The organism is Robiginitalea marina (genome assembly GCF_024006985.1).
In the GTDB taxonomy this organism is placed as follows: Bacteria; Bacteroidota; Bacteroidia; order Flavobacteriales; family Flavobacteriaceae; genus Robiginitalea; species Robiginitalea marina.
This window is the reverse complement of the sequence record NZ_JAMXIB010000006.1, coordinates 78,226-98,337: the sequence shown is the minus strand read 5'-3', so window position 1 is coordinate 98,337 and position 20,112 is coordinate 78,226. Positions and strand designations below refer to the sequence as shown.

The 20,112-nt window shown below is 40.7% G+C and carries 19 protein-coding genes and 1 tRNA gene; all 20 read right to left on the bottom strand.

The window, feature by feature from the left end:
- Nucleotides 1-34 precede the first annotated feature (34 nt).
- Nucleotides 35-877 (bottom strand): NmrA family NAD(P)-binding protein, encoded by an 843-nt coding sequence (locus NG653_RS09050; RefSeq protein WP_252741374.1) that lies wholly within the window; start codon nt 875-877, stop codon nt 35-37.
- A 28-nt stretch (nt 878-905) separates the two neighbouring features.
- A complete protein-coding gene (locus NG653_RS09045) occupies nt 906-1,508 on the bottom strand; it encodes a carboxymuconolactone decarboxylase family protein (protein ID WP_225698104.1) in 603 nt (200 codons plus the stop codon).
- A 12-nt stretch (nt 1,509-1,520) separates the two neighbouring features.
- On the bottom strand, nt 1,521-2,030 hold the full coding sequence (locus NG653_RS09040; protein WP_252741373.1) for an anthrone oxygenase family protein: 510 nt from the start codon (nt 2,028-2,030) through the stop codon (nt 1,521-1,523).
- A 2-nt stretch (nt 2,031-2,032) separates the two neighbouring features.
- Nucleotides 2,033-2,386, bottom strand: coding sequence for a hypothetical protein (locus NG653_RS09035; protein ID WP_252741372.1), 354 nt, complete (start codon nt 2,384-2,386; stop codon nt 2,033-2,035).
- Between the two features lie 105 nt (nt 2,387-2,491).
- The gene (locus NG653_RS09030) at nt 2,492-3,478 is read right to left on the bottom strand and encodes an AraC family transcriptional regulator (protein ID WP_252741371.1); all 987 of its coding nucleotides are present in this window, start codon (nt 3,476-3,478) and stop codon (nt 2,492-2,494) included.
- Between the two features lie 337 nt (nt 3,479-3,815).
- Complete coding sequence (locus tag NG653_RS09025) at nt 3,816-6,008, bottom strand: DNA/RNA helicase domain-containing protein (protein ID WP_252741370.1); 2,193 nt, start codon at nt 6,006-6,008, stop codon at nt 3,816-3,818.
- Nucleotides 6,005-6,334 carry a nucleotide pyrophosphohydrolase gene (locus NG653_RS09020; protein WP_252741369.1) on the bottom strand — a complete coding sequence of 110 codons (330 nt, stop codon included), beginning with the start codon at nt 6,332-6,334 and terminating at the stop codon, nt 6,005-6,007. Before NG653_RS09020 ends, NG653_RS09025 begins: the two co-directional genes overlap by 4 nt.
- A gap of 625 nt (nt 6,335-6,959) precedes the next feature.
- Nucleotides 6,960-8,645 carry an AAA family ATPase gene (locus NG653_RS09015; protein ID WP_252741368.1) on the bottom strand — a complete coding sequence of 562 codons (1,686 nt, stop codon included), beginning with the start codon at nt 8,643-8,645 and terminating at the stop codon, nt 6,960-6,962.
- A 151-nt stretch (nt 8,646-8,796) separates the two neighbouring features.
- Entirely contained in the window at nt 8,797-9,042 is a 246-nt protein-coding gene (locus NG653_RS09010; protein WP_252741367.1) for a hypothetical protein, read from the bottom strand.
- Between the two features lie 194 nt (nt 9,043-9,236).
- Entirely contained in the window at nt 9,237-10,619 is a 1,383-nt protein-coding gene (locus NG653_RS09005) for an RNA/DNA-binding domain-containing protein (protein WP_252741366.1), read from the bottom strand.
- 967 nt (nt 10,620-11,586) lie between these two features.
- Nucleotides 11,587-14,226 (bottom strand): outer membrane beta-barrel protein, encoded by a 2,640-nt coding sequence (locus NG653_RS09000; RefSeq protein WP_252741365.1) that lies wholly within the window; start codon nt 14,224-14,226, stop codon nt 11,587-11,589.
- On the bottom strand, nt 14,216-14,989 hold the full coding sequence (locus NG653_RS08995) for a GLPGLI family protein (protein WP_252741364.1): 774 nt from the start codon (nt 14,987-14,989) through the stop codon (nt 14,216-14,218). Before NG653_RS08995 ends, NG653_RS09000 begins: the two co-directional genes overlap by 11 nt.
- A gap of 35 nt (nt 14,990-15,024) precedes the next feature.
- Nucleotides 15,025-15,333 carry a hypothetical protein gene (locus NG653_RS08990; protein WP_252741363.1) on the bottom strand — a complete coding sequence of 103 codons (309 nt, stop codon included), beginning with the start codon at nt 15,331-15,333 and terminating at the stop codon, nt 15,025-15,027.
- Between the two features lie 415 nt (nt 15,334-15,748).
- Nucleotides 15,749-15,937, bottom strand: a complete 189-nt coding sequence (locus NG653_RS14825) for a transposase (RefSeq protein ID WP_370281128.1) — start codon at nt 15,935-15,937, stop codon at nt 15,749-15,751.
- Nucleotides 15,938-15,973: 36 nt separating this feature from the next.
- Nucleotides 15,974-16,177, bottom strand: coding sequence for a hypothetical protein (locus tag NG653_RS08985; RefSeq protein ID WP_252741362.1), 204 nt, complete (start codon nt 16,175-16,177; stop codon nt 15,974-15,976).
- A 3-nt stretch (nt 16,178-16,180) separates the two neighbouring features.
- Nucleotides 16,181-16,372, bottom strand: coding sequence for an IS110 family transposase (locus tag NG653_RS08980; protein WP_252741361.1), 192 nt, complete (start codon nt 16,370-16,372; stop codon nt 16,181-16,183).
- 633 nt (nt 16,373-17,005) lie between these two features.
- Entirely contained in the window at nt 17,006-18,241 is a 1,236-nt protein-coding gene (locus NG653_RS08975; protein WP_252741360.1) for a site-specific integrase, read from the bottom strand.
- A 250-nt stretch (nt 18,242-18,491) separates the two neighbouring features.
- Nucleotides 18,492-18,565 (bottom strand) — tRNA-Asp (locus tag NG653_RS08970).
- Between the two features lie 133 nt (nt 18,566-18,698).
- Nucleotides 18,699-19,628 carry a DUF58 domain-containing protein gene (locus tag NG653_RS08965; protein WP_252741359.1) on the bottom strand — a complete coding sequence of 310 codons (930 nt, stop codon included), beginning with the start codon at nt 19,626-19,628 and terminating at the stop codon, nt 18,699-18,701.
- Between the two features lie 84 nt (nt 19,629-19,712).
- The gene (trxA, locus tag NG653_RS08960; protein WP_252741358.1) at nt 19,713-20,030 is read right to left on the bottom strand and encodes a thioredoxin; all 318 of its coding nucleotides are present in this window, start codon (nt 20,028-20,030) and stop codon (nt 19,713-19,715) included.
- Between the last annotated feature and the right edge of the window lie 82 nt (nt 20,031-20,112).

Here is a 20,112-nt window from a genome sequence, read left to right as displayed (position 1 = left end):
AATTAGCTATGACTATGTCCGTGTGTAGTTGATGTTAGATGCTTTCTGATACGGCTTGATTCCAAACACCGGTATCTACGGTCTTTTGAACATATTCTTCAAAAGAAGTGGCTCTGCGGCCTAGCACTCTTTCGACATCATTAGACACTGCCTGATTGTCAGGGTTTCCAAGCACCTCTTTAAATAGGTAGCCAAAGAGCCATACATAAGAATCCGGAAGGCCTGCAGCTTTCATTCCTGCTTTGAACTCTTCGATAGAGATAGGGATGTATTGGATGTTTCTTCCAATGGCTTGCTCCATTATTTTTACTATCTGGCCAAAGGTTAGTTTTTTGGGGCCGGTCACGGTGATGGTTTCACCATTGTAGGAATCGTCTACCAGCACCTTCGTCACTACTTCAGCGATATCGTCTGCATCTACAAAAGGAATCTCTGCCTCTGGCATAGGTAGCGCTACTTGTCCCGCCAAGACGAAATCAAGAAAAGCTCCTTCGCTAAAATTCTGGTTAAACCATGATGCCCTTACCAGAGTATAGTTAAGCCCCGAATTCGCCACGATTTCTTCACAGGCTTCTGCTACCGTTTCTCCCTTTCCAGATAGCAGCACAACTTTTTCTACACCTTCTTTCAAAGCTGCCTCGGTTAATGCTGTGATGGCTTCTTTGGCGCCAGGAACTGCGAGATCAGGATAATAAACGATGTAGGCGCGATCCATTCCTTTAAGGGCAGGCGCAAAAGTGGAGTAGTCTTCCCAATCAAATGCAGGAGTGCCTTTCCTTGACCCTACGGTTACATGGTGGCCTAATTCAGAGAGGCCTTTTACTACTCGGTGACCAGTCTTACCGGTTCCTCCGATTACTAAGATATTGTCTTTCATTTTTATTATTTTGAGTTTAAATCTTTGCTCAAAGCTGCTTCTCTAATTCATGCAGCTTTTTGAGTTTGCTTTTTTTGATGGTGTTCTTAATAAGTCCTATGAACCAAGGGACACCATAGCCATTCTTTGCGAGGTGCTGCCCTCCAAATTGGTAAATTGCGTGGTTGCCTTTGATACCGTGTCCGTCTAGCAATCGGTTGTAAAAATTGAATAGACAGCCGACTAGAATGGCTTCATGCAACGCATCTTCTGACCAGCCTGCTGCTATTACTTTTTCCACATCGGCTTTGGTGAGTTTGCTTGCGGTCAGGGTTAATTTTTTCAGGTAATGAAAGACCGGCTTTAGGGATTCGTTAATAGGTGCTGAATCGACATCTTCAATCAGCTGTTCTATTACCTGAGGACTGATACCGAATTGCTCAGCTACGGCTTTATGAGAGCCATGGCAAAATGCACAAGCATTGAGCCCTGAAACATAAGCAGCCATTATTTCGCGCTCTGCTTCGGTAAAAGAGGATTTACCTCTCATGATTTCCTGTGACGCTTTATCCATAGGGCCGAGCCTTGGACGATCATTGAAGGTGATATCTGTTATATCGGAGTTTTCGTTGAGATAACTAAAAAAGGCCATTTGATTTGTGATTTAAGGATTAGATTCTTCTACATGAACAAAGAGCGCTACTACCGACAGAAGGAATGAGACTACTGCAAATACTGTCCGAATTAGATGAAGCTTGTTCCAGTTGGTTTCGTAGAACTGTCTGAATTGCGCTATCTGTGAGTCGTTCATTTCTGCAATTTTGAGAACATCTAATTGATCATTGAGGGGTACATTGCCAAGCCCTGTCACTAGTATCGTTCCTGCCATATAGGTTATAGCAGAGGAGAGCATAAGTCCGAACACGACTTTGTTAGAATGAAACTCATAAATACTGGCAATGCTTAGCAAAATCACACTACCAAAGAATACAGTAAAGAATGCTGGGTTGAGAATTGCCCTGTTGATAGACTGCATAGTTTCTAGGTAGGGTTGATTCCCTATTAGCTTAGTTCCGGGAATTACCGAAACCGACCAGGCGAATAACAAGCCTGCTGAAAGGCCAGTAAGGATTACTGCTCCCAACAAGACGATTGCTTTTAGTGAAATTTCCATATTTATAGTATGTTTTCAGTGAACAGCCATTTTTTCAGCTTGATGAATTCTTCATTGGTCAATTGGATCTCGTTTCCTTTAGGCATTCTCCGTTCGACAAAGACCATCTGATAGATTTTTTTTGCCCTTCTGGATATGTTCTTTTCATTGAAGACCATGAAAGGGTTCTGTTTGCGATGGCAGACATTACATTTCGTATCCAGAATCTTAAATGCTTCTTTTTTTAGCTTTTCGTCCTTATAAGGTAGCTCGCCATGATTCTCATGGATATCTGTTTGGGTATTAAAAGCGCTAATCACAATCAGCCCTGCTGTTATTACTCCAAGCCATGATGTTTTAATGAGTCTTGCTTTCATTTTATTCGTAATTGATTACGAGTGCAAAATTGAAAGTAAGGGAGGGGGTATGCTTGACATTTTGAGCCAAAGCTTTGATACTTTACGCCAAAATGGAGGTGTGAATTAGTTTTTCCGAAATTCGACAGGGGAAATGCCCTTCCATCGCTTGAATGCACGGTTAAAAGCACTTTGCTCTGAAAAACCAGTTTCGAATGCAATTTCAGCTATACTTCTCGATGATTTTTTCAGCAGATTTGTAGCAACGCTTTCCTGAATCTTTTTGATTAAATCGCGGTAAGAGACTCCAGCTGCAGTTAATCTTCGTGTCAACGTACGATTACTCATGCCCATATGTTCGGCAATGTGATGAATGCTAGGGATGCCGCTAGGGAGTGCTTCTGTTATCAGCTTCTCTACATCAAAAACCAGTTTATTACCCGCAACCTCAAGTTTATTGGTTTCTTCTTCGACTCGCTCAACGAGAAAACGATTGATACTTGCATCTGCTTTAGCTGTACGGGTTTCCAGGTCAGAAGTCTTGTAAGTAATTGCGTAATGCTGTTGATTAAACAGTATTGTGCATTGGAATGCTTCTTCATAAGTGCTGAGATCGCTGGGAGGGTTATGCTTAAAAGAAACCTCAATGGGCGAAATATTCGTTTCTGTCATGTCTCTTAATACAACCACAGCAGCAGAAAGGGTAGCTTCATTAGAAAGCTCTAAACCTCTTCGATGTGGCTCGCGTAGTAAGTAAATAGTTGAAATATTTGATTTTTTATCAACTTTAAAAACGTAAGTATTGGAGAGTAATTTGAAATAACGCTCACTTCTATCGAAAATCTCACCTGCCCAGGAACAGGTCCGCCATGAGAGCCCCAGAACACCATAATCTTCAATTTTCATTTGTTGGCCTACTCTAACCGAGAAACCAGGCCCCAGCCTTTCATCGATCATCTCATGGAGTTTAAAAAACTCATCAGCTGGTACAGCTTGAATGTTGTCAATATCAGACATCGGTGTTGGAAGTTCAATGAAATCATTTCTGGTCATGCCTTCAGCGATAGCATGATTAATCACTTTACGATATAGATTGATTGAAATGTATTTCACCTTTTTAGTTACTATGCAAAATATCTAATGAAGTTGACTTTGTCATTATCGCTAACTTATGTTTAAAGTGCATTATGCACTTTATTCCACTTATAGCTCTAAGATAACAAATCGGTTAGGTTCTGGTATCACTCAGCTATACTCAGTTGGTTTCAGTTCTGTTTTCGGCGGAAAGTGTTATTTAATTCTGTCAGAAGCACTATGAAAGTGCAAGGAAGTATTACTGCCCACTGCGACTGCTGACTGGTACTTTAGAGATAAAGCGGGGATTCTTTTTCTGCCTGTAGTCGGAAGGAAGTCCGGCAAACAGGCACAGTTGCCTACTTGCGCTTTGCAATTAGGTTAATACGCATTCAAAAGTTCCAATAACCCTGAATTGGGCTATTTGATCCTCCCTGATAACAATGTCCTGGTAATCACTATGCGTGGAAAGGGGTTTTAAAATTATGGACTCATGCTCCCATCCATCTTCACTTACGGATTTCTTACTTTGATATTCTTTAACCGTATAGCATGAGCCAAATTCAGAATCCTGCAAGTCGGTATATTCAACTAGCACTATCTGACCGCCCCGGGCACCTCCCTGATACCTTTTAAAGACGGCATACGAACCATTGGGGATTACTTTGTTCATCGATTCCCCGATAATCCTGCAAGCAAAATGGTCCTGAGTTACCCGCAGGAATTTTGGGGGTTTTACCCAATCCAGTTCGCTTACCTTTTGGTTTTCGCCAAATTCTCCTGCAGCTGCGTCAAGGTGGTAAACCGGGATGGCATTTTCATAGGGGATTACTTCCTCTAATTGAAGAAACTGGACCTGTGGGATTTCCGGCTCAGACCTGTGCAATGGGATGTAATTAGCCAGGTAATCCCTGAGATCGGGGTCGCAAGCGTACAAATAGGTTCCTTTGATGCCCCTTAGCATCATGGTTTTGTAGATGTTTACGATGTATTCCTTTAACTGTTCGGCTGAATCCGTTTGTCTTCCCGTCGAATCCTTGTAGTGTTCTTTTTTGATGACTATCCTGTGACTTTCTTTATCATAAGAAATCTCATGCCCGAAAATTATTCCGGCATAATTCAAATCATATCCCTGGGTCGTATGGATGCAGCCTACCTCATTGACGGCATTGGCTGAGTTGATCCAGTCCTCAGTGACCGCATTCCACTTTAGTTCCGTATCACCAATTTTGATGTCCTTTACATGTTCCTGCCCTTCCTTATTCGAAAGCCAATCCCATGAAAACCCGGCCACAGTGCGCGATAGCCCACACTCCTTATCGCGTTGTTTTATTTCGGACACCAGTTGGCCCACCGAATCGAACAGTACGAATTCATATGCCTTTGAGTTGAATGTGCCTGTAGTTTCCGGCAGCTTACATTGCATTAATTTATCAATGAAGTCGACATAATCATTCCCTCCCAGGACCCTGAATTGCGACCTGAGCTTTTCGACGATGGTTTTTGGATTGGCCTTTAATTTTTTAAACTCCCCCTTATCGACATCAGAGGGCTTGATGGACTGATTCTCATCGTAGAAAAGGATGGTCTTTCCGGACTGCAAGGTGACCCATTCAAGCTCATTGGCTTCATTCGGGTCCAGCCCCAGGCGAATGGCTGCTTTATTGAACGCGCCAATGTACGCACCGATACTCTTTCTCCTTCTCAGCCGATGTGCTTCATCAACGATGAGGATGTCGAATTTTTCACGACTAACCGCAGCGGGCCCTATCACCATGCTGGCCTTTAGGCCTTTAATGTTTTTGAAGACTTGCTTCATGGTCGCCCTGAAGGAAGACATGGGCACCACAAACCCCATTTTTAGTTTGGGGTATTTGATTTTGATCTGTTCTACAAGCTCCAGGAACTCCAGTTCCTGGTCGCCGAAATCGCCATAATTGAAGTCTTCGCTGTCCGTTGCAAGCAATTTGAACAGGAAAATGGCCAGAATGGTCTTGCCGGTCCCTGCGCCGCCCTCCATAAGCACTGTCTTGCACTGCTCATTCAAAATGCCTTTTAACATCACCTGCAAAGCGGTGACCTGCTCATAGCGCAAACTCTTATACGGAGAATATTTAAACAGGTCTGAATTGTCGATATGCTCCAACGAATGCCTTGCCAAACCTTCTGTGCGGAGTTCATCCCAGATGGATTTGAAGAGGTGCCAGTAAACATCGGGCTTTTGATAATAGTTGTGGTTTGCCAGGCCAAGGTTCCCATTCAATAATTTGAAATTCCCGTCACCGGACAAATATTTGATGAGGTTGGATTCAATATCCAACGTTGCGGACTTATTAAATTTTGGGCTGCCGATTAGATGGACAGAGGTAAGCCTTTTCTTCGAACTGCTTTTGAGGTGGGAATTCATCCTGGCATAGGTGTCGGTAGTTTCCCCGACATAAGCCTCCTTAATGGTATTGTCTGACAGGATATACACGATTGGCCAGAGGTCTTTGGCATAATGGTCTGTCTTTAATTCATCAAAAAGCCCCGGGTTAAAGTCGTGTTGTTTTATGGAAAAACCCCTCATAATTCATTGTACTTCTTGGCAGTGCCTTTGGCTTTATCGATGGGGTATTTTTCTGCATTTTTTCGAATCTTGTCGAGTATGATTTCCTTGATGTTGATATCATATTTATCTGCCAAAAGAAACGCGAAGGCAAATACATCGGCAAGCTCCTCTTTGATCTTTTCGGTATTGGCCTCCGCAGGATCTTTCCAAAGAAATTGTTCCAGTAGTTCCCCTGCTTCAATGCTAATGGCCAAAGAGAGGTCTTTGGGGTTGTGAAACTGTTCCCAGTCCCTTTCATTCCTGAACTGGATCAGGGCTTTTGTGATTTCTTCAAGGTCATTCATTTTTTAGAATTTGAATGATGCATACTGTATTTGCCTTGTGCGCCTGCACGTCAAACCTCTTGTTGGCCTAAGATAACAAATACTGAATTCCTTCGGAGAATATCGTTGTAAGGGTTCAGCGGAATTCTGTTTCGATTGGAAAATTTGGGGTGCCGATAGAGTCTTAGGAGGGTATTGGGGAAAGGATGAGGGGGTAGGTTTGGGGGGTTTTGCCTGTTGGCGTTTTAGATCGTGGTTATTAAGCCTGTCCGCCAGAAGTTAATTCCTTGAATGTTTTTCGGTATCGGAATTTGTGCTAAAAGGATGTAAAGTGTTCTAAAGCAAATCTATGTGATGAATTATCGCGTATCGCGATATGCGATATTGGGGGTTGGGGGGGTACAGTTACAAAAGCTTTCCTTTTAACCAATTTCCTGTTTGGAAAGAGGTTTTCAATAAGGATTAAAAGATTATAGTTCTATAATTCCTTTGTTCAATTTTCTCAAATGACTCATTACAGCCCTGTCTATGGTAAGTGCGCGATTTTAAAATCGAATCTTTGTCTGCCAGACCGAATGTTATTTAGTTACTATACCTTCATATTTAAGCAGTCCACCCTTATTTGATATAACCGATTTTTTGCTTTTTATTTTGGTATTCCTTTCTTGTTAGGGTCCTCAATCCAAGTCTTAACTTTTCCTATAAAATCCCAAACATCACCAACTGAAGGTTTCAAATAATTTAACTCTTCTGGATTAGCTCCCATTTTTTCAAAAACATCAATCAACCACTTTGAACCATGGCCTGTTGCTCCCAAATCGGTTAGCCAAGATTCTAACTCACCATTTCGAATGACAAAGACTCCATATTCTTCTAATTGATTGAAAAGATTATTACATGATTCTTTATTTGGTTCATCAAGAATCTCAACTCCGCCATCTCTTTTCATATCTTGACCTGATGTTTCAAAAGCTGTTTTCATGGTTTGTCTTTGATTTTGTAGCGCTTGATGACTTGGTTCAGGGATAAATGCCCCATTTAAAAGTTTAGAAAATACTTGCCCACCTTCTTTCAATACATCTATATCAATTATACCAACTGCTGGAATCCCTAACTCTCTTAATGGGTGGACAATATCCCATACTGTTTGTTTGTTTTGGGCATTAATAAATAAGCAGTTGACTATACCTCTTTCGTCAGATTTGGCTAGAAGTCTTTCATTGATTTCATTATAGAAAGCTCTATCTGAATCTGCCTCTGTTACAATTACACATTCATAAAACAATCCGTTGAGAACCCCGGTCGACCTCAAAAGCGGATTTCTCATAAGGTTTAGAATTTTGTCCTTCGGAAGAATTCTAGAAGTTGCTAAGTTATTTTTATAGGTAAGTCTTACGATATTTAATGGAGAACCTGACTGAATACAACCCATTAAAAAGTGGGAACTGTGCGTTGAAACGAATAGCCTTTTTTTAGTCGCACTCAAAGATTTGCCTATCTCGTTCCCTAGTTTGTTCGATAAAGATGGATGAAGAAAGGCCTCTGGTTCATCAATTAAGGTGATTTTTGGGTCACCCGCCAAAATTGTCGTTATGATTCCAGAAAATGCTTTTACTCCATCACTAGCGTGTATTATTTCAATTGCATCTTTGTGAAAGTTGATGGATTCGTTTTCCCATCCTTTCTCTTCTCTTTCTGAGACTGGAGCTCTTCCTGCAAGTCGAACACGGAGTTTACCAATATTTGTTGGGTCAACTACATAGTATTTACCAAATGCCTCATAGACAATTCGTCTTACTTCTTTTCTTAGTTCATTATTAATGAAGAGGTGTGCTAGGTGGTTAGCAGGAGTTTGTTGTAGGTCTCCTGCATTCTGTTCAGTAAGTAAGTTTAGACGATTTGTTCCGTCCAATCTCATGGTGTACATGTTCAGAAAGGATCGGTAATGCCCTTGACTCGTATTTGGATTTTGAGCTTCGTTAATTAGACCTTGTCTATTTACTTGTTGCCTAATTGCTCCATTATTTTGGGGATTAATTTTTGAAAGGATTACATGTCCAGGGCTAACATTTTCACCCACATTAGGAACAGTTTCAATTCGAGTAATCTCCTCCTCAATTTCTGCTTGAGTAAATGGCGCGAAGGTTAGTTGATCAAGTACAAGGTCATTTGCCTGTCCGTGAGTTCTTCTGCTGAAATTTTCTATTTCGATTAAAACACGACTTTTTCCGGAGTTATTTGGTCCAACAAATATTGTTATAGGTGTTATTTCGAATTCAAGATAAGGTTGACCTTGTGACGACCCTGATTTAAGTTTTATTTTTTCAATCATGCTTTACTAGATTTAAACACGACAGCTCTGACTATGATACGTCGAATGGAAGCGCTTACCACTGGCGGCATGTTTATTAAACCACAAGTTAGCAATTATTCACCGGCGAGGTCAGGCGATGGATTATAGGCATTGTTGTATGCTGAAAAAATTATTCATTAAGAGGGAACAATAAAATCAGATCAGCAGTAAAAGTCTCTAAAGCACCAATGACAGTGCTTATTTTGTTAAACTTAGGTCCAGGAATACTACCGTGAATTAATTTACTTCTTAGACTATAACAATACCTAAAAAATTGTTCTGGAGTTTTGTTCAAATACTGATTGCTCAACTTACTGGCCAGTCTAATTCCAGCATTCATGATCGATTCTTTTTTAAAAATCCTAAGTGCTGACATCAAAGGGTTCGGATTTTGAATTTCTGAAACCTTTATCTGGTGAATAAGTCAGTCAATTAATTCTATTTCTTCCTTTTGTCTATGTTCTTGTATTATCAATGTCTCTATTGCCATCATTAATAACAAAAATCTTGCATCAACGGTTTGGCTATGCGCAGTGTCCCGAAGGGCATTGCGTATAGTTTTTGTTGGCACTAGTTTCTCTTCCTCCAAGCAACAATCTTACTTCCCGTTTTACTCATAACTGGCTCAATGAGTCCCTTATCTCTTAGGTCATAAAAGTGGCGCTTCATTACGTTTTCAGATTTCACTCCTGTGATTTCCCTTGCCTGTCGATTCTTAATTTTTTCGTTCTTTTCTAAGAATTCCATGATTCTTTCTTCAGGTGTTGCTAATGAAGTGTGGGCAATAATAACCTTAATATAATTCCCGTCTTCAACAATTCTAGGGGGTTTGAGACGAAACTCTTCCATTCTCTGGAAGGCAGTGTTTAAGCCTTCACCCATATCTTTATTTGCTGGGTTTTTATACTTGTTTAGGACACGAACCAATTTTGAATTACGCGAAAATCGAGCGTCTAGAATATTTTCAATAGTTACATAGCCCGGTAGTTTGCCTGGACTTTTAATTTCAATTCTATTATTAAATATTAAAACTTGAATGTCATCGGAAATAGAATAGTCTCTATGTATTACTGCATTGACCAAGATTTCCCAAATAGTTTCTGGAGGGTATTTTACCTTTTCTAAACCTTTTTCACCCATTATCTGAACAGATTCCATAACTTCTGTGATTATAGCGGAAGCTTTCTTGATCTGTTCGTTAAGACATCCTTCGACCGAATATTGGTCCTTTAAATGCTCACGTTCGGGAACTTCCTCTGAAGTTTCATATCTCGTTATTTTGATTCCGCATCTTTTAGGTAATAATGGAATTGGATTATCACTAAACAACAGAATTCCAGCAGTCCGTGGATCATATGATTTTCTATCAACTAGATTTTGGTTTACTGTGAAATCAATTGGGTCAGATTGTGGTGAATAGTCTTTAAGAAAAGTGGCTATTTCTTGGGATTCAAAAATATCTTCAGCAACAGCAGAATTGACTATGGTATCTTCATATGAAGACTCTCCCTTTGCATAAGACAATGCTTGAATTTGAGCTGGATCTTTTATAGGAAGGGATTGAGCCGATTTTCTGACGTAAACAGTATTGTTAGCTGTCTTATGAACGGATTCACTTTTTTCGATAATAATTCTCAGAGCATATTTTCCAGAATTGTCCCTTAAGAACTCGTAGCTGTGCGGAATAGAAGGGGAAAGTTGAGTTAGATTTTGAAAAACGAAGTTAAATGATTCAATATCATCAATTCCTTGCCATCGTTTTCTTGGATTTAATTCTTCTTTTTTGTCTTTAATTCCTATAACAAACTCTCCACCATCTGAATTTGCAAAAGCAACTGCAATTTTTTGAATTTTATCACCACTTATTTCAAATGCTTTATTGTCATAAAAATGACTTTCATCTCTATTAGCAATATCAGCGATTTCGTTTTCTGATAATGTACGTTCTTTCATCTGTTCCTTAAATTAATGCCAACTTCTTTTATCTTCTTAAATATAGCGCTTATCAGTCAAATCTTTTACGGATTAACGTAACCATGGACGATGGATTACACTGGGGTTAATTAGGATTCTTTTCCTCCCTCCGGTCGGAAAACATCCCAAGTGTGGTGGGCCTGCTGAGAAGCAAAGCCCTTCTGCCAACTGCAACTGCGAACTGCCTACTTTGATGACGGGATTGATTTCCTCGCGTTGCTCGGAAATCGGCCCAATGGGTGGGCCTGCTGAGAAGCAAAGCCCTTCCGAAGGCTTCGCCTTTGTGCGATTTTTTTTGGTTTTTCCGAAGTTGAACCGGCAATGATTCGTGACGGGATTGCTTTTCCGCCACTTGGCGGAAAAGCGGCCCAAAGGGTGGCCCTGCAGAGAAGCAAAGCCCTTCCGAAGGCTTCGCCTTCGCGAGGGTTTTTTCATTTATCCGCGTTTGCAAGCAAGCTTGCACGCTCCTAAATGAAAAAACCCTCCGCACTTGCGTGCGAAGGGCTTTGCTTCTCAGCGGTCTGGACGGGACTCGAATTTTGGCCTGAAAGTTCCGTATTCAGAAGCTTTTCAGAGGGCTATTTTTTATACTCACCGAATTGCTCACCTTTTAACAAAGTTTAACATATGAGCGTTTAATCTGATTCAAAGACGACAAGTAATTGGTTGCCATCGTGATTGGACTTCGAAATACTTTCTAAATATTTGTATTACAAATATTACTACCCCAAAAGCTCACCGTTTAATCACCTTTTAATTGCATCGAATTAACTTGAATTTAGCTTCCGCGCTCCACCAATACTGAACTCAACTAAAACATTGGTAAATACATAGAAACTATTATAACTCTAACAAAAATTCCAACTATTGAAGCCTTTACAAAATTCAAGACCAAATTGGTTTTGGAAGCTTACAACATACACTTTCTATATTTACTATTGCGATGCTAAAATCTGTAGGAAAGTTTTAATAGTAAATAACGCTCGAGGATATCGAACGAAAAAGTAGATGTGGAAAAATCCGAATTGCTGATGGTCTCAAACCTTCTTTCGTTAAATATATTCTGGAGCCCTAAACCTAGATTTAAATTCGTTTTAGGAAAAGAATAATCAATGTTGGTATCTAAGAAATTGAAGTTTGGTCCTTGTTCACTGACATTGAGGTCCAAATAGTCATAATTAACCGAAAATGACCATTTTTTTTTAATTCTTAGTTTCCCTTCAAAAGAATACTTTATCGATCCCACACGATTTTCTATGTTATCTGGAGATCTAAAAACTGTATTTTGGATATCCAGAGCATTAGCCAAAAATAAGGTTTTATTAAAAAATGAATTTCGAATTACCAGGTTACCGCTATATACATTAGAATCATTATTTCTAAGTTCAGACCCATTAACCAAGTTTCTAAATGAGGAAATCCTAAGGTTGTTGTTGAAATCGATAGTAGATCGGATAAAGTGAATATACTTGGTTAGATTAATAGCCAAGTTGTAACTTTTATCTAATCCATCTGCGATCAGAAAATTAGTGACGGAGAGATCCCGATCTATTGTTTGGCTTCTTATAAAGTTATCTCGAATATCATTATATCCGATTCTCACATTTAAACGAAAATTATTGAATAAATCATTATTGGCGTATCCAAATTCAATACGTTTCTGTTTGTATGGGGTAAGATTTGGCGTATTTAAATTAACTTCTCTAAATCGGGTTAGGATGTTGTTTGCAAATAAGTTGGAAATACGCTGATTGGTTACCTCATAATCGAAATTTAGATAGTATCTCGATTTATCATTAGGCTTAAAACTAAGGCTAGCCGTAGGAAGCAAAAAGAGTCGATCTAATGAAATTTCTTGATCACTTCTTTGCAGAGTAAGATCAAAATAAGTTAATCTCAAAGAGCTACGAAAAATCCAATTTCCAAAAATTGTTTTATAATTTCCATCAATGTAAGGATTAAGGATATCGTGATCTAAACTATTGGTTGCTAGGACATTTACATCATCATCTGAAAGCTCAGAGCTGAGGTCTTCATTGGAATAATTAATCCCAACCCCAAAATTGTACTTTGTTTTCTTTGATAAACCCAAAAAACGGACCTCAGTAGATATACTTCTTTTAAGTGGTTGAACGGTTTGAATAGAAGTAATTGTTGGATCAATTGAATTGTCATTAAAGTCAAAACCTGGGAATATCTGATACGTTTTTGCGGATTCTCCAAAAAAGAATTGAGTGTTTACATCCAGTACTGACTCTGATGAAAAGGACTTGGTATATCTTACGTTGTGATTCGTCAAAAATATATTGGTGACGAGATTGTCAAATTGATCACTCTCGTTGTTTAAAATGTCGGAACGTGTTGTTGTATGATTAAAAAAAAGTTCCCCGCTATATTCTATTCGCGAAGACTTGGAAATATCATGAAATATTGAAAAGGTTGCCTTGTTTTCTACAGGTTTACTTTCTATTGTGTTGGTGGAGTTGATATCGAATACTTCATCACTGAATTCAAACCGTGTATTATCTATTAAGGTTCGATTAAATCGGTCATTATAGTGAATAATCCCAAGTCGAAGAGTAGTTTTATCCGATAGGTTAAAAATTCCATTACCTGCTGTGGTTACAGAATTATTGATATTGCTTCGGCTTTCACTTAACGATGTTTGAAAGTTGTAATCTGGTATAATTTCATCGATTCTTGAAACTTCATTCCCATTAATCTCATTTGAATAAGGCAACTCACTGGAAGTTCTCCCGATATTATTATATTCCAGAAAAGAAAATGCTTTAATGCGCTTAGAGACCAATAAGGCGTTCCCTCCGGTATCAAAGCGATTTTTAATCCCAAAATTTGTTTTAGCATTATAAGAAACATCCTCCTTGCCCTCCTTAATTTTTAGATTTAGGGCAACTTTTTCAGAATCTTCTATACCTTTTAATAATCTGTTTTTTGAAAAGTTTTCTATCGCTTCAATCTTATCTATAACATCAACATTGATGTTTTTTGTTCCTCTGCTATAGTCACTACTAAAAAGATCATCTCCCTCGATTAAAAGAGCTTCGATCTCCTTGTCCTTATATTTGATTCTTCCTTGTTCATCCACTTCTATTCCCGGAAGTTTTTTAAGAATGTCCTCAACAACTTTTTCGGAACCATCCTGAAATGAAGACACTTTATATACTGTTGTATCATTTTTGATGACAACTGGAGGGGCTTCTCCAACTACATCAACTTCCAACAATTGCGTAATTTCCTCTTCCAGGGCTATATCCAGGATTCGAGTTAGCTTGTCAAAAACAAGGTTTGAGAGGGGTATAACGGTATCCTTATACCCTATGACTGAGGTTTGTAGTACTAAATTTTTGTCAATATTGTCATAGGAAATCGAGTATTGACCGTTTTCCTTTGAAAAGGTATACGCAATGATCAGATCGTCACTTAAATCTTTTAGTAGAATACTAACATTAGCGACTCCAACACCATCATCTTTATTGGTAATAGTTCCTTCTAAATGTTTTTGAGAACGTATTAACTGTGGTGATAAAAAAAGTATACAGGCAATCAATAAAAATTTATCGATCATTCTCTTCTACGAGCAATTCACGGTTCATTACTGGCATAGAACTCGTAACATTATTATCGTAAACAATACTCTTGGTCTCCTGATATTTTTTAGTGTAGAGCGTTTTATACTCATCCCATGTAATTGTTTTTTCTCCTGAATAGGGATTGCTGATAAGTAACTCTTCGGCCTCTATAGTCTTTATCTGGTAAGCCTTAATTTTAAATTCATCATCCACCGAATATACCTCTAAAATAGCTCCTGGTAAATTATGAAACTTCCACGGTCCACCTTTTACTCCTAATTCATTGGTAAAAAATGCTTCATAACTTCTTCCTCTGAACTCTAGCGTTGCCTTCTGACACTTATATCCAAGTATGTCTTTAAATTCACTGGTCAATTTCCAATTAAAAGTCGGAGAATCAGTTATATAAAATTTTTTAAAAGCTATATACCACTTATAGGTAATGAGAGAATTTCGTAAATCATTAAAGTAATATAAATATCTTGCGTTAGATGGCTTATAAGAATAATCCGATCCATTTCCCTCCTTGTCAGAATTAATCTCTGATGTAGATGTCTCTGTGTCTACTCGGTACAAGGAAGCTTGATCATCTTTAAGAAAAAGTTCAGTTTTGTATTGGCGTGAAGAATGAAGTTCTTTCAGTCCAAACTCTTCGATGTAATCTATTTTCAGATACTGATTCTGACTAAATAATGCACTAGAAAACAGAAAAAATAAAACTAAATATCTTCTTTTCAAGTAAGAAAAAATGCTAACCATTTTATATTATTTTCAGATAGTATAAATATTCTTAATCATTTATGATTTGCAACAAAATTTAGTGCCTGCGCATAGGCTTGCCCACAAGCAATACTTTGAGCCGTTGCACAATTGGAGGCTATTACATATGAATAAAAAGAATAGGATTCACCTGTTTCCGAATTAGTAGCTGTTGCTGTACATCCTACTCCACAATCATAAATCTCACTAACTTCTTCTTCTAATATAACAATTTCAAAATTGTTGTTTTCAAACGTAGAGTTCTCTCTAATGTCTGCGTTAGTAAAGGACATAAATCCTAATGAAATAACGCCAATAACCATAAGTAAAAATTGTTTCTTCATAATTTAAAATTTTAAGCGTTGATTAATAATGATTAGCATTCTTACATCTACTTAAATACAAGTATACGAAATCAACACAATAATAGTATTATTCCTACATAAAAAAAATAAAAAGACTACATTATAAATGAAGTTGATATGAGCCGCACCACTTTTAGTTGAAGACTTAGCCTATATGAATAAATCAAGACGAGTTTAATGTCTTTCGTTTTTTCCGACGAATCGTACTTTTTAGAATATGCCTTAACTAGCTTGTAATGATCACTTAACAGTCTATAATATTGTAGAATTTTGGCTTGGACCTGATCCAAATGGATGATCAACCCCTTTCTTTCAGCAGCTTTTCGATTATAGAAGTCCTTCAGCTCCGGGTCGTGATTAATAGCTGATAGGGCACACCTGTGGAGTTGCTTTTTCAAACTCTGTTAGCCATGTGATGGGTTTTTGCCAGTTTGTGAGGGCTGGTCCCGGAGGTGTACTCAAACCGAGCTACGCCGCAATGGAAAGCCAATTGTTTCGGATTATCATAGCGCTTGAAAAAGTTGGTAATAATAGTCAGATAGAGCGCTGTGATTTTACCAACCCCGGTAACGCAAGTAACCAGGGCAATAGATCGAATTAGTTCCGTGTCTTAGAGAATCTAAGCCTGTATATCCGCTTCGATCTTTTTGATTTCTTCCCCCAGACTATTGTTGACCTCTTTGGTATTCTGACGGGCTAATTTGACCAGCTCCGGATCAAAGTCAATGAGTTTGTTAAGATACTTATTTAGGTTGGAGCGCGAGTTAACTAGTTGCTCCCGGATCTTCATGAGGACCTTGGCCTTTTCTAGGATCGGGACCATAGTCTAATATTGCTTTAAATCCTTCGCATTTTTGGCTTCATAATTTGTGATGCGCACCGCATCCACCCAATCACTTTTGCCGCGCTGAAGTCCCATGCTTCGCTGAATCTGGTATGCCATCTCAATGCAGAATAAAAACTGTTTCTTGGAGAGTTTTGGGATCAGCAGTTTTCCATACACCCCGGTATAACCCATGTAGATTTAGGATGTCTTCCAAATTGAAGTTGCGATTGCCAAGCAGGCGATAATAAGCCCGAATACTCTAGGTGGAATTTTCAAATATGTGGGATGAAATTGACTGCTTAGGAAAGATCGCAAAATCGAAGGTCTTTTTTAAGATGTCGATACCGAAAAATGGAGAAAATTTTGTTCTTTCATATCCCTGTACCAGGCCTTAATGTCTGAATTTCCATTTGATACCTGTTCGTAAAATGAACCGATATCCGACTTGTAGAAAGCAAATAAGTCATTGAAACCTTTGCCGGAGCTAGTCACGATATCGGTCCGTAGAAGTCTACAATTATTGGGTATTCAGTTATTAGCGTTCACCTGAAAGGGTTCATCCCCAAATTCCCTATCTAGACCTCTTATGCTAATCTAAGGGAATAAGCAAGAGGGTAACCTGCTGCCGCAGGTTACGTTTTTATAATCCGCTTGTATTTAATGAGTTACGAGGTTTGGACTTTGTTTCAAAATCCTGTTTTTGACTCAAAAACGCTCTAACGCCCTGATAATCAATCCAGATTTTACTCAAAAATGGTTTCTGAAGGGTAAAATGGACCTCGCCAGCAGGTTTGTTCGATAAGTTTTGGGGCTTGAAATTTGGGGCTAAATCGAGCTGGCGTATTCCAACAAAGTGCTATCGTTTTTCAGTTTTGCCATGTCATCAAGTAGCTTACTGTCCAAAACCTTCGCATAAATCTGGGTCGTTTTCAGGGAGGTATGCCCCAGCATCTTGCTCACGGATTCTATGGGCACGCCATTAGAGAGGGTTACCGTGGTGGCAAATGTATGCCGGGCCAGGTGGGTGGTCAGGTTTTTGGGGATGTTGCATCCTGCCGCAATTTCCTTTAAATACGAATTAGTGCGCTGGTTGGTAAAGACCGGCAGCAGGGTGCCCTTTTCCAATACCCTGGGATGGTCTTGGTATTTGCGAATAATGGCCTCAGGGATGGGCAGCAAGGGAATACTGCTGAGTACTTTGGTTTTCTTCCTTCGGGTCTTGATTAAAACTTGCCCGGTTACATCTCGCACCAGGTCGTCGGGGGTGAGCTTTTCCACATCGGCAAAGGCCAGGCCGGTATAACAGCAAAACAGGAAGATTTCTTTGACGGTTTGTAACCGTTCAATCGAAAATTGCTTTTCCCGTAAACGGTTCAATTCTTCTTCGGTCAGGTACTGGCGCTCCCGGTTCTTCCAGCTGGCCTTCCAGTGGAAGAAGGGGTCGCGCTCAATCCATTCGTTCGCATAGGCAATGCGCACGATCTTTTTCAGGTTCACTATGTACTTCACTGTGGTATTATGCCCGCAGTTCTTTTGAGATTTTAGAAAATACTCAAACCCCGTTATAAAGGAGTGATCCAGTTTGTTCAGCGGGAGGTCCTTTTTCTGATACCTGAAATGGATGTAATCCGACACGTGTTTGTAGGCTGTTTTATACCGCTGAAGGGTTCCCGGGTTATAGTCCTTCCCCAAGAGGCTTTCCATTTCTGCATTGTGATTTTGGAATATTTCCAAAATCAGATAATGCCTTTTGGTTTTGCCCATTAAGATGTTTTTAATAGTGTCAGGATCGGCCGGTTCGCCCTCCCGTACCAGGGTGTCGTAAATGGAAAGGCACTTGGCTTTCAGGGAATCCAAAAAATGGTTAAAGCCCAATACATCTGGGGTTTTTCCGCGCATGCGACCTGTTTTGGCATCCCACTTTTTAGGGTCGATTTGCCGACCGGTACTGAACTCGGCACGCTTCCCGTTGAGGGTTATCCGGGCATAAATGGGTACTTCAAGGGCGGTAGATGAGCTCCTTTTTTTTAGGTAGAGAAGGACGTTTATGGTGGTAAACATGGAAAAGGGATTTTTAGGTCTCTTAAAAGGTACAAAATCCCGGGGGAACAAATGTTAAAGAATCGCTGCAAGAAATTAAAAAGCAGGGCGTTACAGCGATGGCGGTGAGCATTTTTGAAGGGTGAAAGTGCTCACCGAATTGCTCACTTTTTTTAGGGGATTAAATGGGTTTGTTTGAAACCAAATAAAATGAAAAAGCCTGTAAACATTTAATTTACAGGCTTTTGATGCAACTTGGAATATTTCCAAGCGGTCTGGACGGGACTCGAACCCGCGACCCCCTGCGTGACAGGCAGGTATTCTAACCAACTGAACTACCAGACCAATTTTCCAGCCCGAAGGCACCAACAACAGTTGGTTTTGACGGAAATTGTCAGCACTTTTTCTTCAAAAGTGTGGGCAAATATACGGTACTATTTCAATCCGGCAAACAAAAAACCAATTTAAGTGGCGCGGTTCAGGCAAAGCGCTGGCGCTCCACCATAAAGGCGTTCATGACGCGGGCGAAGGGCTCGGCCACGTCTACCTGCAGGTACTTGATGTTGTAGCGGCCGCAGACCAGCCTCAGGGCGTGCAGGTACTCCTGCAGGGCCTGCTGGTACGACTCCCGCACGTTTTCCGGGTACAGGTCTATGCGCTGCCCGGTTTCCACATCGGTGAACCTTCGGGGGGTGTTTTCGAAGGCGAAGTCCAGTTCCGTTTTGCGGTCGGTCAGGTGGAACAGCAGCACCTCGTGCTTGTTGTATTTCAGGTGGCGCAGGGCTTCAAAGAGCCGCTCATCGTCCACCTCGGTTTGCAGCATGTCGGTGAACAGCACTACCAGGCTGCGCCGTTTCAGCTTTTCCGCAATCAGGTGGAGGTAGGTGTGCAGGGCAGTGCCTTTGCGGTCAGGGGGCTGAAGGGCGACCTCCCCCAGGGCGCCCATCAGCATCTGGTAATGCCTTTCGCTCCCCTTTTCCGGGGCGTAATACTGGTAGGCATCCGAAAAAACGCTGAGCCCCACGGCATCGCGCTGTTTTTTGAGCAGCTGCATCAGCGCCCCTGCCGCCAGCACGGCAAACCCGATTTTGTTCAGGTGGTCCAGGTCTAGGCGCTTGACCGGGGGGTAATACATGGAGGCCGAATTATCCACGATCAGGTGGCACCGCAGGTTGGTCTCCTCCTCGTATTTCTTAGTGTAGAGCTTGTCGGTTCTGGCGAACAGCTTCCAGTCGATGTGCTTGGTGCTCTCCCCGGGGTTGTAGATCTTGTGCTCGGCAAACTCGGCCGAGTACCCGTGGAAGGGGCTTTTGTGGATGCCGCTGATATAGCCCTCCACCACCTGCTTTACCAGTAGGGGCAGGTTTTCAAACAGGGGGGCTTTATGCAGTTCCGATTGCAGGTCCACAGGCTAAAGATACGAAACTCCCCGGCGGGAGGGCACAAAAAAACCCGGCCACAGGGCCGGGTCTGTATTAAGGGTTCCGCAGGCTTACAGGGCGGCGTCTATGGCCTCTGCATACACTTTTTTGGGGCTTACCCCTACCTGCCGGTTCACGATTTCACCTCCCTTGAAGACCAGTACGGTCGGGATGTTGCGGATGCCGAATTTGGCGGCAAACTGCTGGTGCTTGTCTACGTCGACCTTTCCCACCACGGCCTTGCCTTCGTATTCCTGGCTCAGCTCCTCAATGATCGGGCCCACCATCCGGCAGGGGCCGCACCAGGCAGCCCAAAAGTCCACTACTACGGGTTTATCGCTTTTCAGGACCACTTCTTCAAAAGTGGCATCGGTTATTTCTAAAGCCATTTTTCCTCAAAATTTAAATTAGTGCAAAGGTAGTCAATTTATTTTCCGCAACCTTACACGGGGCGCATTCATTTTGCCTATG